This is a genomic window from Bacteroides timonensis, assembly GCF_000513195.1.
GTDB lineage: Bacteria > Bacteroidota > Bacteroidia > Bacteroidales > Bacteroidaceae > Bacteroides > Bacteroides timonensis.
This window is the reverse complement of record NZ_CBVI010000176.1, coordinates 1-14,947: the sequence shown is the minus strand read 5'-3', so window position 1 is coordinate 14,947 and position 14,947 is coordinate 1. Positions and strand designations below refer to the sequence as shown.

Annotated in this window: 13 protein-coding genes; 8 read left to right on the top strand and 5 right to left on the bottom strand. The window is 41.6% G+C overall.

Features of this window, described 5'->3' with window-relative positions; all coding sequences use genetic code 11:
• Positions 1 to 161: 161 nt before the first annotated feature.
• Positions 162 to 1,277 (bottom strand): DUF6268 family outer membrane beta-barrel protein, encoded by a 1,116-nt coding sequence (locus tag BN161_RS27295; protein ID WP_244436637.1) that lies wholly within the window; start codon positions 1,275 to 1,277, stop codon positions 162 to 164.
• A gap of 144 nt (positions 1,278 to 1,421) precedes the next feature.
• On the opposite strand from BN161_RS27295, the gene BN161_RS27290 reads away from it, so the two are divergent.
• On the top strand, positions 1,422 to 2,279 hold the full coding sequence (locus tag BN161_RS27290; protein ID WP_074435198.1) for a helix-turn-helix domain-containing protein: 858 nt from the start codon (positions 1,422 to 1,424) through the stop codon (positions 2,277 to 2,279).
• 277 nt (positions 2,280 to 2,556) lie between these two features.
• Here the strand turns inward: BN161_RS27290 and BN161_RS27285 are convergent, their stop codons facing one another.
• Entirely contained in the window at positions 2,557 to 3,573 is a 1,017-nt protein-coding gene (locus BN161_RS27285; RefSeq protein ID WP_044272324.1) for a LacI family DNA-binding transcriptional regulator, read from the bottom strand.
• Positions 3,574 to 3,754: 181 nt separating this feature from the next.
• Between BN161_RS27285 and BN161_RS27280 the strand changes: the two genes are divergently transcribed.
• Genes BN161_RS27280 through BN161_RS27265 form a run of 4 tightly spaced genes read left to right on the top strand, consistent with a single transcriptional unit; the run spans position 3,755 to position 7,944 of the window.
• Positions 3,755 to 4,687, top strand: coding sequence for an aldo/keto reductase (locus BN161_RS27280; protein ID WP_044272322.1), 933 nt, complete (start codon positions 3,755 to 3,757; stop codon positions 4,685 to 4,687).
• A gap of 17 nt (positions 4,688 to 4,704) precedes the next feature.
• Positions 4,705 to 5,628, top strand: a complete 924-nt coding sequence (locus BN161_RS27275) for an amidohydrolase family protein (protein ID WP_044272319.1) — start codon at positions 4,705 to 4,707, stop codon at positions 5,626 to 5,628.
• Between the two features lie 16 nt (positions 5,629 to 5,644).
• Positions 5,645 to 6,904 carry an L-fucose:H+ symporter permease gene (fucP, locus tag BN161_RS27270; RefSeq protein WP_044272316.1) on the top strand — a complete coding sequence of 420 codons (1,260 nt, stop codon included), beginning with the start codon at positions 5,645 to 5,647 and terminating at the stop codon, positions 6,902 to 6,904.
• A 23-nt stretch (positions 6,905 to 6,927) separates the two neighbouring features.
• The gene (locus tag BN161_RS27265; protein WP_044272313.1) at positions 6,928 to 7,944 is read left to right on the top strand and encodes a zinc-binding alcohol dehydrogenase family protein; all 1,017 of its coding nucleotides are present in this window, start codon (positions 6,928 to 6,930) and stop codon (positions 7,942 to 7,944) included.
• Positions 7,945 to 8,068: 124 nt separating this feature from the next.
• Here the strand turns inward: BN161_RS27265 and BN161_RS27260 are convergent, their stop codons facing one another.
• Positions 8,069 to 8,767: a NigD1/NigD2 family lipoprotein gene (locus BN161_RS27260; protein WP_044272310.1), complete on the bottom strand. Its 699-nt coding sequence runs from the start codon at positions 8,765 to 8,767 to the stop codon at positions 8,069 to 8,071.
• A gap of 176 nt (positions 8,768 to 8,943) precedes the next feature.
• On the opposite strand from BN161_RS27260, the gene BN161_RS27255 reads away from it, so the two are divergent.
• Both BN161_RS27255 and BN161_RS27250 read left to right on the top strand, forming a co-directional pair.
• A complete protein-coding gene (locus tag BN161_RS27255; protein ID WP_044272307.1) occupies positions 8,944 to 9,492 on the top strand; it encodes an RNA polymerase sigma factor in 549 nt (182 codons plus the stop codon).
• A gap of 15 nt (positions 9,493 to 9,507) precedes the next feature.
• Positions 9,508 to 10,815, top strand: coding sequence for a porin family protein (locus BN161_RS27250; protein WP_044272305.1), 1,308 nt, complete (start codon positions 9,508 to 9,510; stop codon positions 10,813 to 10,815).
• A 43-nt stretch (positions 10,816 to 10,858) separates the two neighbouring features.
• Here BN161_RS27250 and pflA read toward each other — a convergent pair whose 3' ends face one another.
• Together pflA and pflB are read right to left on the bottom strand one after the other, a co-directional pair.
• Positions 10,859 to 11,584, bottom strand: coding sequence for a pyruvate formate-lyase-activating protein (gene pflA / locus BN161_RS27245; RefSeq protein WP_044272302.1), 726 nt, complete (start codon positions 11,582 to 11,584; stop codon positions 10,859 to 10,861).
• A 1-nt stretch (position 11,585) separates the two neighbouring features.
• Entirely contained in the window at positions 11,586 to 13,814 is a 2,229-nt protein-coding gene (gene pflB / locus BN161_RS27240) for a formate C-acetyltransferase (protein WP_044272327.1), read from the bottom strand.
• A 253-nt stretch (positions 13,815 to 14,067) separates the two neighbouring features.
• Here pflB and BN161_RS27230 point away from each other — a divergent pair, with 253 nt between their 5' ends.
• Complete coding sequence (locus tag BN161_RS27230; protein ID WP_044272296.1) at positions 14,068 to 14,505, top strand: DUF6078 family protein; 438 nt, start codon at positions 14,068 to 14,070, stop codon at positions 14,503 to 14,505.
• Positions 14,506 to 14,947: the final 442 nt, after the last annotated feature.

Genomic DNA, 14,947 nt, shown 5'->3' with positions numbered 1-14,947 from the left:
CCATCTAAGTACTTTTTCCCAATTTTCTAAATCTATACTCCATGTTGATATTTGAGTACATTTATTTAATATTATACCGATACGTTCTACGTCTTTTATAGTTGAAACAGAGGTTCTGAAAACCAGAATTAAGCTTCCCATATAATTAAAATATTATCGAATTACTTGAATAAACTATATGAAATACCGAGATTGAAAAATGGTATAAGAGGACGTTCTTGTTCTATAATAGGTCCTTTTTCCATTCTTCCATTCTCATCTACTAAATTTACTTCTTTTCTATTTTTTTGATAAAGCCCACTTTTTATAACCGTAGATAATCCGGCATGAACAGATAAATAAAAATGCTTATTAATAATATACTCATAATGGATTTCAGGCTTAAAAACAGCATCGCTATAATAACAAGTTTCTGAAAAACCTCTTAAATTGGTTTTGAGATAAAAACTCTCTCCTGACATGGAAGTACCTATTGAAATTCTTTGTGTGCGCATCTGGTAACGTAAATATATCTGACTTGGTAATGTTACATCTACGCTTAGATATGGATTAAAACGATGCCAATAGGTAATGACAGGCATTATAGGAATACTATTAAACAAAGTCATTCCCATAAGACCTGTACTAAAACTCATATTAGTTTTTTTTACAATTACCATTACAGCAGAGAAGCGACCTTGCACCTTTCCTAAACCTTTGTCCCAACCGTCAAGCGTGATATTGGCAGATAATATTAAAGGTTTATTAAACAAATTGATATAATATGACCCATTCAACCCACCTGCATAATAGTTATATGCATTTTGTGTGAATAAAAAGGATTGATTGGTATTAGGAAGATTATTTTTAAACTTATAGCAATTATATTGAAGATTGGCATATAGTGAAATATTTCTTTGTTTCAAAATAGGGAACATTGTTGAAAATTTGATTGTATGTAAATCGTTTTTTCTTCCTTTCTCAACATCTTTCCCATTCATTTTAAGCGTGTAATCATGCATTCCCTTTGTTTCCCAGTATAAATTCAAAGTACGGTATCTTGAAATATTGCGTGCTGTAAAACTTCTAATATCATTAGCTAAAGAATCGGTTATTACTTGTGCATTACTGTATATTGGTGATATGCCACCCAATATTAAAAACAAAATTCGTATAAAACAGATTTGTTTGTTAATTTGATTATGTACTTTTAGTATTCCTGTGCAGAACTTCTGTATTTGTAATAGTACATAGTTAATTCCACCGAGTAATAAAATTGTATTATTCTTATTTTTCATGACAATGGTCTTTTAAATTTTGCAAAGGTCATATAGTTTTAAGATGTAGCAAAGGTCTTTTCATTGGAGGATTTGGACGATTTGTTATATTTATACTGTAAAATCATCTTTTTTATCCTATATTTGTAATCTAAATGATGAAAAATGGCTGAAAGAAACTTTTTAGAAATACACTCCTTTTTAAATGGAAAAGATGATATAAAGAGCATAAAGAATGATTTTTGTGTTTTTTCGTATGAAAAAGACATCATTCCCCCTTATCCAATAAAAAATAATATGTATGTATGCTGCATTGTGACTCGTGGAGAAGCACGAGGTCGAATAAACTTACTTCCTTGCACGTTGAAATCACAAGCAATGTGCATAACAATGCCGGGATATATTCTTGAACATGAATATATGAGCGATGATTTCCAGTGTATATGTATTATGCTATCAGAGAGATTTCTTAGTGGATTAGGATTATCATATGATTTTCAAACTCATCTTTTCATTCAAGAAAATCCAATACTAAATCTAACAGACGAACATTTTACTCCTATAATATCGTACTGCAATATGGTGCGCAATATATTAGGTAGCAGAAATCCCTATAAAAAAGAAACAGTAAAACATCTCACTTGTGCATTTTTTTATGGATTAGGATATTATTTTTATGAAAAAGCAGAAAACAGAAAACTAACTAATGACGAAATTCTAATGCAGAAATTTTTAAAAGAAGTTCAGCAGTTTTATAAGCAAGAAAGAAAAGTTATATTTTATGCAAACAAGCTATGTTTATCTGCGGGCTATCTTTCTACGGTAATAAAAAAAGTTAGTGGACGTACAGTAGCCGATTGGATTGATGATTATGTAATACTGGAAGCGAAAGCCTTACTAAAATCTGGCAAACTGACTATACAACAAATTAGCGATGAGTTGAATTTTCCATCTCAATCTTTTTTTGGAAAGTATTTCAAAAGAATAGCAGGAGTATCACCTAAGGAATATAAAAACGGGTAAGTGCAAGGTGCAAGTATATATCTATATGTAGCTTGCACCTTGCACTAATCGCTAAACATTTATATTCAGACATTTGCGTAATTCAAAAAGAAGCAGTATCTTTGAACCGAAGTTTTAGGCAGACAATGAACAGCCAAAGGACGACAGATAAACGTCTTTTTTGAAACCTAAATTGTACCCCCTAAGGCATTGATATATTGATAAAGAGTTGAGTTTGAACGATATAAGGAGATGGGTTCATTACCCCGTCTCTCCGCAGGTTGATAAACCGTTTTTGTTATTTCTTTCTACTACTTTCCCTGATTTGTAGATTTGTCGGAATGATTACTTGTCTGACTGTTCTATCTCCTTTGATTTGGTCTATTAATAAACGACAAGCCGTTTCTCCCATTTTATAGGTCTGATGTGATACTGCCGATAGTTTCGGTTCTACATAGTTGGCATGTTGTTCGTCTGTATAACCCATGATAGCTATATCTTCCGGAATGCGAAGGCCGTGACTTTTAATAACTTCTATGGCGGCAAAGGCTAATGTGTCATTCATGGCAAGAATGGCATCGGGAGGTTGAGGAAGGGATAACAAGGCTTCCGTTGCTATTTTACCCTCTTCATAATCTATTTTCCGACAGATTACCAGTTCTTTTTCAATGGGAATACGATTGTCACGGAGAGCTTCCAGGTAACCGTGTTTTCTTTTTGTCACAATATCCAAATGGTTAGCTCCTCCTATGAAAGCCACTCGTTTACTACCGGTATCCAATAAATGTTGGGTAGCCATTTGTGCCGATTGCACTCCATCTGCTACTACCGAAGAAAACTGGTCGGTCAGGCAAACACGGTCGAAGAGGATGAGTGGCATATTAATGTCCTTCAGGGCAGCAAGATGAGCATAATCTGTAGTTTCTTGGGACAGACAGGCAATGATACCCTCTACCCGCATATTGACTAAATTCTCAATATTCCTTTTTTCATATTCGTAGGATTCATGTGAAGTGGTGATGATGACAAAGTATCCGTTGTCCACTGCCATATTCTCTATCCCGTTCAGGATGGATGCGAAGAAATGGGTAACGATATCCGGTACAACGACTCCAATGATACGCGGGGTATTCTTTCGCAGACTCATGGCAAAAGGGTTGGGGCGGTAATTCATTTCTTTTGCCAGCTTCTTGGCTTTAGCGCAAAGCTCACTGCTGATTTCAGGACTGTCTTTTAGTGCCCTGGATACAGTGGGGATGGATACGCCTAATGCTTGGGCGAGATCTTTTAATGAAGTATGTTTCCGATATTCCATGTTTTAAGTCTGCTATATTAGATTCGTTTACAAAGAAAACACATTCCCCGATAAAAGACAGTATAGAAGGATGTTTTTTTTACGTAAACCATTACGTATTGTTTTCGCTTCTTATATGCTGTCCTGAATTTATTCTTGTCCTATTTTTGTCGCATCTAAAAACTTTTAAATTTAATTAGTTATGCAATACCATGAAATCGGAAAGACAGGGATGAAAGTATCATCTCTCAGTTTTGGAGCTTCTTCTTTAGGAGGGGTTTTCCATGATGTTAAAGAGAAAGAAGGAATTGAGGCTGTGTTTACTGCTGTCGAATCGGGCATGAATTTTATAGATGTCTCCCCTTATTATGGGCATTATAAAGCAGAGACTGTTTTAGGAAAGGCCTTGAAAGACATTCCACGTGACCGGTATTATCTTTCTACCAAAGTGGGACGTTATGGAAAAGATGGTGTCAATACTTGGGATTACTCTGCAAAACGTGCGGTAGAAAGTGTATATGAGAGCATGGAACGTCTGAATATCGACTTTATCGATTTGATTAATGTGCACGATATTGAGTTTGCTGATTTGAACCAGGTTGTTAATGAGACATTACCGGCATTGGTAGAACTGCGTGAAAAAGGAGTTGTCGGACACGTCGGAATCACTGACTTGCAACTTGAAAACTTGAAATGGGTAATTGACCACTCGCCCAGTGGTACGGTAGAATCTATACTCAATTTTTGCCATTATTGCCTGTGCGATGACAAGCTAGCGGATTTTCTTGATTATTTTGAATCGAAAGGAATAGGTGTGATAAATGCCTCTCCGCTATCCATGGGATTGTTGAGTGAACGGGGCGTTCCTGCATGGCATCCGGCTCCGGAACTTTTGGTGGATGCTTGTCGCAAAGCAATGGAACACTGTAAGGCAAAGAATTATCCTATTGAGAAATTAGCTATGCAGTTTTCTGTTAATAATCCTCGGATTGCAACTACATTGTTCAGTACGGCCAATCCGCTGAATGTGAAAAAGAATGTCTCTTTTATTGAAGAGCCGATTGACTGGACGCTGGTGCATGAAGTACAGGAAATTATTGGGGAACAGCAACGCGTAAGTTGGGCTAACTCTTAAAAAAAACAGCTGTCTATATGGACTATACAATAATTGATGCCCATGCCCATTTATGGTTGCGGCAAGATACAGTGGTGGATGGGTTTCCCATTCGTACACTGGATAATGGACGCTCGTTGTTTATGGGAGAGATCCGCCAAATGGTTCCTCCCTTTATGATGGACGGGGTGAATAGTGCAGAAGTTTTCCTGTCGAACATGGACTATGCGCAAGTGGCTGCTGCTGTGATTACACAGGAATTTATTGATGGTATTCAGAATGAATATCTGGCAGAAGTTATTTCCCGTTATCCCGATCGCTTCTTTGTTTGCGGAATGTGTGAGTTTCGTAAGTCCGGGTTTCTGGCACAGGCAAAAGAACTCATTGCAAGAGGTTTCAAAGCTATTAAAATTCCGGCTCAACGTCTGTTGCTTAAAGAAGGACGGGTGATGCTGAATAGTGAAGAGATGATGCGGATGTTCCGCTATATGGAAGAACGGGATGTGATGCTTTCCATAGACTTGGCGGACGGAGCAACGCAAGTTCCCGAGATGCAGGAGGTTATTCAGGAATGTCCCCGGTTGAGAATTGCTATCGGGCATTTCGGAATGGTGACACGTCCGGATTGGGAAGAGCAGATACGGCTGGCTCTTCATCCCAATGTGATGATTGAATCCGGAGGAATAACCTGGCTTTTCAATGATGAGTTCTATCCTTTTAAGGGAGCGGTAAAAGCTATACGGAAAGCTGCCGAACTGGTCGGGATGGAGAAACTGATGTGGGGATCGGATTATCCGCGTACTATTACCGCAATCACTTACAAAATGTCGTATGATTTTATAGTGAAATCACCCGATTTGCAGGAAGATGAAAAAAGGCTGTTCCTTGGAGAAAATGCCCGGAAATTCTATGGATTTACTGATCTTCCCGTATTGCCATATATCAAAAACATGTCTGAATAAGAAGATAATAATACGTATGAAAAAAAATACTTATACGATACCTTTGGCGCTGGTCTTCTGCCTTTTTTTCCTTTGGGCAATTAGCAGCAATCTGCTCCCGACAATGATACGGCAGTTGATGAAAACCTGTGAACTGAACACCTTTGAGGCGTCATTTACCGAAACTGCCTATTGGCTTGCTTACTTCATTTTCCCGATTCCGATAGCTATGTTCATGAAGCGTTATAGCTACAAAGCAGGCATTATTTTCGGTTTATTGTTGGCGGCATTGGGTGGTTTGCTCTTTTTTCCGGCTGCCATGTTGAAAGCCTATTGGGCCTATCTCTGCATATTCTTTATCATAGCTACCGGTATGTGTTTCCTGGAGACTGCTGCCAATCCGTATGTTACCGTTTTAGGTGCGCCCGAAACAGCACCACGGCGGTTGAACCTGGCGCAATCTTTCAACGGACTCGGCGCCTTTATCTCTGCTATGTTTCTGAGTAAACTGATTCTGAGTGGCACGCATTATACACGTGATACTTTACCCGTAGATTATCCGGGTGGGTGGCAGGCTTATATACAAGTAGAGACGGATGCTATGAAGTTCCCTTATCTGATGCTGGCTTTGCTGTTGGTGATTATAGCAGTGGTATTTGTATTTTCCAAATTGCCGCAGATAGGAGATGAAAGTAAGACTCCTTCTTCCGGTTCAAAGAAAGAAAAGCTGATTGATTTTGGTGTGCTGAAACATTCACACTTGCGTTGGGGAGTAATTGCGCAGTTCTTTTACAATGGCGGGCAGACAGCGATCAACAGTTTATTCCTTGTCTATTGCTGTTCTTATGCAGGACTTCCGGAAGAAACCGCAACAACTTTCTTCGGACTTTATATGCTTGCTTTCCTTGTAGGGCGCTGGATTGGTACAGGACTGATGGTGAAATTCCGTCCGCAGGATATGTTGTTGGTTTATTCCTTAATGAATATTCTTTTATGCGGAGTGGTAATGATCTGGGGAGGTATGGTAGGATTATATGCTATGCTGGCTATCTCTTTCTTCATGTCTATTATGTATCCTACCCAGTTCTCTCTGGCTCTGAAGGGATTGGGCGACCAGACAAAAAGTGGTTCGGCTTTTCTTGTGATGGCTATTGTCGGTAATGCCTGTCTCCCTCAGTTGACGGCTTATTTCATGCACGCCAATGAGCACATTTATTATGCAGCTTACTGTGTACCGATGATTTGCTTTATATTCTGTGCCTACTATGGCTGGAAAGGTTATAAGGTTATTGATTAAACAATTAATTTCAAATATATAAAATGAAAGCAGTTCAAATAGTCAATCCCTCTGAAATGAAGGTGGTTGAACTTGAAAAACCGGTGGTTGGTGCCGGTGAGGTGTTAGTGAGAATAAAATATGTAGGTTTCTGTGGTTCCGATTTGAACACCTTCCTGGGGCGTAACCCGATGGTGAAGTTGCCTGTAGTGCCGGGGCACGAAGTAGGCGCGGTCATTGAAGAAATAGGTCCGGATGTTCCGGCAGGCTTTGAAAAAGGAATGAATGTGACTCTGAATCCATATACTAATTGTGGTAAATGTGCTTCGTGCCGCAATGGTCGTGTCAATGCCTGCGAACATAATGAAACATTAGGAGTGCAGCGGAATGGCGTGATGTGTGAGTATGCTGTATTGCCTTGGACTAAAATTATTCCGGCAGGTAATATCTCTCCGCGTGATTGTGCCTTGATTGAGCCGATGAGTGTGGGATTTCATGCCGTTTCGCGCGGTCAGGTGATTGACAATGAATATGTGATGGTCATTGGTTGCGGTATGATTGGTATAGGTGCTATTGTTCGTGCCGCTCTCAGAGGTGCCATTGTTATTGCTGTGGACCTGGATGATGAGAAGTTGGAGCTGGCTCGGAGAATGGGAGCGTCTCATACGGTTAATTCTAAAACGGAAGATGTGCATAGTCGGATTCAAGAGATTACGGAAGGCTTTGGAGCTGATGTTGTGATTGAAGCTGTCGGTAGTCCTGTGACTTATGTAATGGCTGTGGATGAAGTTGCTTTTTCAGGGCGTGTCGTTTGCATTGGCTATGCGAAGAGTGAAGTCGCTTTCCAGACGAAGTATTTTGTCCAGAAAGAATTGGATATACGTGGTTCCAGAAATGCATTGCCGGCCGACTTTCGTGCGGTAATCAACTATATGAAGGCAGGAACTTGCCCGGTAGAAGAATTAATAACGAAGGTAGCAGTACCTGAAGATGCATTGGAAGCTATGACGGAGTGGGCGGCTAATCCTGGAAAAGTATTCCGTATCCTTGTACAGTTATAAGAGATTTCAAGGTCTTTTAAATAAGGCTTTTTTGAAGTAAAAGAGGGGGCATTCACTGTAGGAATGCACCCTCTCCGTCTTCAATCGGTCAGTTTAGGTTGGTCTCTTATTGTTTAATCCTATTTTACTCTTTTTTCAGATCTATCGTATAGGTTTGTTTTCCGTCATAAATCGTATTGACGATTATTTTTAATCCTTTCTTTCCTGTCAATTGCTCGGTTATTTCATCCAGTCTGAATGATACGATTCCCCAACCCGGCGTACGTTGTTCATCGTTATAAGCATTGTGCCGGAATTCCAAAGTGAAATACTCGTCTTCCGTATCAGGTGTCTCGGCCATTTCATTTATGACCAGGTTCAGCATGTGCTTCTTATCTGGATTATTGCTGTGGAAGAACTGGTGTTCTATGTTCAGATAATTCCCTGTAATCCATAATGAGGTAGCATTGATACGGTCATTACCGATGCTGTCAGCCGTTTCCTCGGTAAGTGGAATAATATCTTTTGTCAGTATGTTCTCAAGTTGGATAAGTTTCACATTATAGTCATAGCCCGGGATATCTTCTTCCAATGGAAGGAAATGAATAAATACACGTTGGTTGTTTTCCACTGTGTAGTTATGGATGTAAGTAGTATCACTGGGATACATCTTATCACCGTCATCCAGATTAAAAAAGTATTCCTTTTCTCCTATAACTTCTATAGTACCGATTGTGAAACGGGTACCACGACTTTCGTCATCATCATTCAGACAAGACTGTAACATCGGCATTATTAAAAGTGCAAGTGTAAATACTACCGAATAAAATCTCAGCTTCTTCATCAATTGTTGTTTTTTGGTGTTAATCTTATTTTCTACATGTATTTAAAAAATGCAATGTGAGGGTAAATACTGCATAAAGGACTGTTAAAGAAACAAAAGAGTTAATTTCTTGCTCGCTACGTGCAGTATTTCTATCTTTGCCGCATTTATAAGGTAAACACGTGTCAAAGGAAAGAATGGAAGAACAGGAACTGGCAGGACGGTGCAGGCAAGGCGACAACCTTGCCAGGAAGGAGCTGTACGAGCGCTATGCAGGGCGGATGCTCAGCGTGTGTCTTCGTTATGCGGGTGACCGTGATACAGCAGAAGACCTCATGCACGATGGTTTCCTGAAGCTCTTCGATTCTTTTGATAAATTCACTTGGCGAGGTGATGGATCCTTGCGGGCGTGGATGGAGCGTGTTATGGTGAATACGGCGCTGCAATACTTGCGCAAGAATGATGTAATAAACCAGTCGGAGGGGTTGGACAACATACCTGAAACGTACGAGGAACCCGATGCTTCGACAGTGGAAACTATTCCCCAGAAGGTGCTGATGCAGTTTATCAGTGAATTACCTGCCGGTTATCGCACCGTATTCAACTTATATATATTTGAAGAAAAGTCTCATAAGGAAATTGCCCAGATGCTGGGTATTAATGAGAAGTCATCGGCTTCGCAGCTGACACGTGCTAAAGCTACTTTGGCTACAAAAGTACGGGAGTGGATGAAGAACAATGTTTAATGAAGGAAAGGACGTATGATGAAAGATGATGAATTGTGGTTGAAAAAGATAAAGGAGCGGCTGGATGATTATTCCGAACCGTTGCCTGATACCGGCTGGGAACGGTTGGAGAAGGTATTGCCTGTCTCCGCACCCATGTCTGTAGGGAAGAAGAAACAGATCATGTTCCGTCGTTGGGCGATGACGGCTGCGGCAGTTGTGCTGGTGGCTGTATCGTCTGTTAGCTTGTGGTTGCTGCAAAGTCCGGTAGTGGACGAGGTGCGTCGTGCAGCTGAACCGGTTCTGGCAACGATACCTGATGTATTGCCGGAACAGACAAAGCCGGATACTCAAGGAGAACAGCCGGAACCTGTTATCCGGCGAGTAATTGAACAAGGGGATTCTCGTCATCAAGCTCTTGTAGCGCAGCATTTGGAGACGGAAAGCAATGTTCAGGAAGTAAATGTGAACCGACAAGAAGAAATAGTGAATTCAGATTTGAATTCAAATGTGACAGAAGAAACGGGAAAAACGGAACAGGCAAAGGAAACGGAAACTTCATCTTCGATTCCGGAAAAGGAAGAACGCGAAGTATATCGTCCTTCCAGCAGGGATAAACTCCATTTGCCTACTGAAAAGAAATCATCTACCGGAAATAAAGGTTGGGCGGTTGGCATGTCTGTAGGAAATACAGGAGCACTTGCATCGCTGGATAATACAAATGGCGGTATGCACTCAGGTCCGAATTCAACTCCGATGTTTAGTGATAAACTGGATTTACCGAATGTTTCCAGTGGTATTCTGGATATTCCTGAAGGACAAGAACTGGTTTTTGAAGGTGGAGTACCTTATCTGCGGAAAAATACCCGTCAGGTTAAAAATATCAAGCATAAGCAACCTCTTAGTTTCGGCTTATCGGTACGGAAAGCATTACCGAAAAACTTTTCTGTGGAAACCGGTGTGACTTATACGATGCTGTCGTCTGAAATAACATATGAAAATAGTTCGGAAAAGACAGATCAAAAACTGCACTATATCGGTATTCCGGTGCGTGCGAACTGGAGTTTCGTTAATGACAAACGTTTCACGGTATATGTATCTGCCGGTGGTGCAATAGAGAAGTGTGTCTATGGTAAGGTAGGAAGCGAAAAGGAAACGGTGAAACCCGTGCAATTATCTGTAATGGGTGCGGTAGGCGCTCAATATAATATTAGTAATAGAGTGGGAATATATGTAGAGCCCGGTGTTTCCTATTTCTTTGACGATGGTTCTCCGATAGAGACTATACGGAAGGAAAACCCGATGAACTTTACGTTGCAGGCAGGTATCCGTCTGACTTACTAATCAGTATGAATAAAGAGTGATAGGGTGATAAAGTGAATTTCTCTTAGTTTACTATAACCGTTTCGAAGTATTCCTTGAATAACTTTTCCGTACGTTCCAGTTGTTCGGGAGTATTTTCTTTTACTTCTTTCAACTGGTAATCCCATCCCATAGCTTCGTACTTATGCACGCCCAGGCGATGATAGGGAAGTATTTCTATTCGCTGTATATTTTTATATTGACCAAGATGTTCGCCTAAACTGCGAATGTCTTCCTCAAAATCACTATATCCCGGTACTAATACATAGCGTAGCCAGAAAGGCCGGTTCTGTTCCTCTAGCCAAGCTGCTGTATGTAAAGTTTTTGCATTGTTGCATCCGGTCAGCCTCTTATGGCGTTCGGGATTGAATTCTTTGAGATCCAGCAGCACTAAATCCGTCAGACTCAATAGTTCTTCAACTTTTTCATTCCAGATACCGCCATTGGTATCCAAGCAGATGTGAATGCCGTTTGCTTTCAAATCTTTGAACAGAGGTATAAGCGCTTCGGCCTGTAATGTAGGCTCACCACCCGAGAATGTGATGCCACCCTTTTTTCCGAAAAATACTTTCTGGCTGATAGCCATTTGCAGAATTTCTTCCGGTGGGGTAGGTGTTCCCCCTTTTGCGTCTATTGTATCCGGGTTGGCACAATACAGACAACGGAACGGACAGCCTTGCAGGAAAACGACGAGCCGGAGACCCGGCCCGTCGAATGTTCCCATACTTTCGTAGGAGTGTACGTTTATCATATTACATTCTTTCGTGGAAACTACGGCTGATAACTTCTAACTGATGCTCGCGGCTCAGTTTCACGAAGTTCACAGCATAGCCGGAAACACGGATTGTGAGTTGCGGATACTTCTCCGGATGTTCCATGGCATCTTCCAACATTTCACGGTTCAGCACGTTTACGTTCAGGTGGTGTGCACCTTTAGTAAAGTAACCGTCCATCATTGTTACCAGGTTTTCAACACGGTCTTCCGGTGTCGGGCCGAGAGATTTCGGGACGATAGAGAATGTATTACTGATGCCGTCCTGTGAGTCGCGATAACGCAACTTGGCTACGGAACTCAGTGATGCTATGGCGCCGTTCTTATCGCGTCCGTGCATCGGGTTGGCACCCGGGGCGAAAGCTACACCTTTGGCACGTCCGTCAGGAGTGGCACCTGTCTTCTTACCGTACATTACGTTAGAAGTAATCGTCAGCAATGAAAGGGTAGGACGGGCATTCTTGTAAACGGGCAATTTCTTCAGTTCTTCACTGAAATAATATACCAAGTCTACCCCGAGGTGGTCCACACGGTCGTCATTGTTACCGAAACATGGGAATGTACCGTCGATATCGAAACCTTCCGTCAAGCCGATGTCGTTGCGACGGGCTGTAACCTTTGCATTCTTGATGGCCGACAGTGAGTCGATGGCAATGGAAAGACCTGCTACGCCATAAGCCAGATTAATACGTGGATTCGTATCGATAAATGCCATCTGAGCCTTTTCGTAATAATACTTATCGTGCATGAAGTGGATGATGTTCATTGCCTCATTGTAAACACGGGCAATTTCGGTTAGCACTTTCTTGTAGTTCGACATTACTTCCTCAAACTTCAATGTTTCACCGGTCAATACGGGAATACCTTTTACCATGACAGTACCGGTATTTTCGCAACGTCCGCCGTTGATGGCAAGCAACAAGGCTTTTGCCAGGTTGGCACGTGCCCCGAAGAACTGTATCTGTTTGCCGATAGCCTGATAGGATACACAACATGCGATACCATAGTCATCGCAGTTACGTACTTCGCGCATCAGGTTATCATTTTCGTATTGGATGGAGCTGGTATCTACGGATACTTGTGCACAGAATTCCTTGAAGCCTTCAGGGAGTTCAGGTCCCCAAAGTATGGTAAGGTTCGGTTCGGGAGAAGGACCGAGGTTATACAGTGTTTGCAGGAAGCGGAAGGAAGTCTTTGTTACCTTTACACGTCCGTCGTTGAAACGTCCGCCAATGGCTTCCGTTACCCAGGTCGGGTCTCCGGCAAAGATATCGTTGTATGACTGCATACGCAGATGGCGCACCATGCGGAGTTTGATAACGAACTGGTCGATCAGCTCCTGGACAAATGTTTCATTGATTTTACCGTGTGCCAGATCGTATTCAATAAAGATGTCTAGGAAGGAAGAAACGTTACCCAGAGACATGGCTGCACCGTCTTGTTCTTTTACAGCGGCCAGATAAGCCATGTACACCCATTGTACGGCTTCCTGTGCCGAAGTAGCCGGACGACTGAGGTCGAGTCCGTAATATTCTCCCATTATCTTAATATCTTTCAAAGCCTTGATCTGCTCTGCCACTTCTTCACGCAGGCGAATACGGGCGTCGGTCATCGGACCGGTCAGGTTGTGTAAATCTTCCATTTTGGCTTCGATGAGGCGGTCGATGCCGTAAAGTGCCAGACGACGGTAGTCGCCGATGATACGTCCGCGGGCATAGTTATCGGGAAGTCCGGTGAGGAAACCTAATGAACGGAATGAGCGGATCTCTTCAGTATATACGTCGAATACGCCGTCATTGTGTGTCTTGCGATAATGGGTAAAGATATCCTTTACTTTATCATCTATTTCTACGCCGTTTTCGCGGCAAGCTTTAGCTACTACATTGATACCACCGAATGGCTTGATGGCACGTTTCAACAGTTCATCCGTCTGCAAACCAACGATAAGTTCATTCTCCTTATCTATATAACCGGCCTGATGTGAAGTGATAGTGGATACGGTGTGGGGGTCGAGAGAACGTACTCCGTTGTTAGCTCTTTCTTCTTCGAGCGCTTTGAGGCAAAGCTCCCAGATATGTTTGGTACGTTCGGTAGGTCCTTGCAGGAAAGAAGCGTCTCCAGTATAAGGCGCGATGTTTTTACTCACGAAATCACTGACATTGATTTCTTTGCTCCAAAGCCCGTCGATAAAGGTTTTGTTCAATTCCATAATATTCATTTTGTTAGTGGGTAAATGTAATGTTATCCTTTTGGGGCTGCTAAATTACGGAAATATTTCCGTAATAGTATGGATATATATGCCTTTTTTATGTTGAACAGCATAAAATAACTATTGTTAGGTATGCCACTTTCAGCACTTGCCATCACTTCCTCCTTTTGTTTCTCTTCAATCTTTTCAATCTTTTCCTCTTTTTCCCGATTTATTCTGTTTACCTTTGCCGTCAACTATTAATAAATACGATATGGAAACATTCGATTACTCGCAAGTGCCCTATGGTTTTGGCTTATGTGCATCTGCCGATTGCCCTAAGACTTCTACTTGTCTGCGCCACATAGCCTTGGAGCATGCTCCCGTAAAATATCCGTTCCTGCCCACCCTGACTCCTCAAAAACTGCAAGCCATGAAGGGAAAATGCGAATATTATCGTTCGAACAAGCCGGTGCGTTATGCTAAAGGATTCACACAATTATTGAATTCCCTGACAGTGAGTGTCTCTGGTACATTCAGATGGCGGCTCATTTCACACCTCGGACGCAGGAACTACTATCTTGCCCGTAAAGGTGACTGGTTGATAAAGCCTGCCGACCAGCAGTATATCATTCGTCTGGCCAAAGAATGCGGACTCCAGTTGGATGACTACTTTGATGATTATGTGGATGGGTATAATTGGGGAGACTAAAGAGGTTATTTCTGGCTTCGTATAAGCGTTCTATTTTGTTGATATATAATGCGTTGAAGTTTCCTTTAATGGGAACGCTCGTTTCTCTTCGTGGTAACGACGGTTTTCGAGCGCGGGAACGCACATGTCATTGCAGTGCCTTGGTAATGATTAACTTATACTAAAATGGTAGTTCTATTGAAACTGTTCCTGATTTGCTTTACAGTGATTTTACTTATTTGTAATGGATAGGATTCGTTGCATCAACTAATCTCCTTGTATATATATTATTTTAGGTATAGAAGATGATTTTTGTGCGGAAATGTTTGTGATATAAAAAAAAATCGTACCTTTGCACCGCTTTAAGAGGAAAGCACTTCTTGAAAGAGGAGTTTTGGAGAGGTGGCAGAGTGGTCGATTGCGGCGGTCTTGAAAACCGTTGTACTGCGAGGTACCCGGGGTT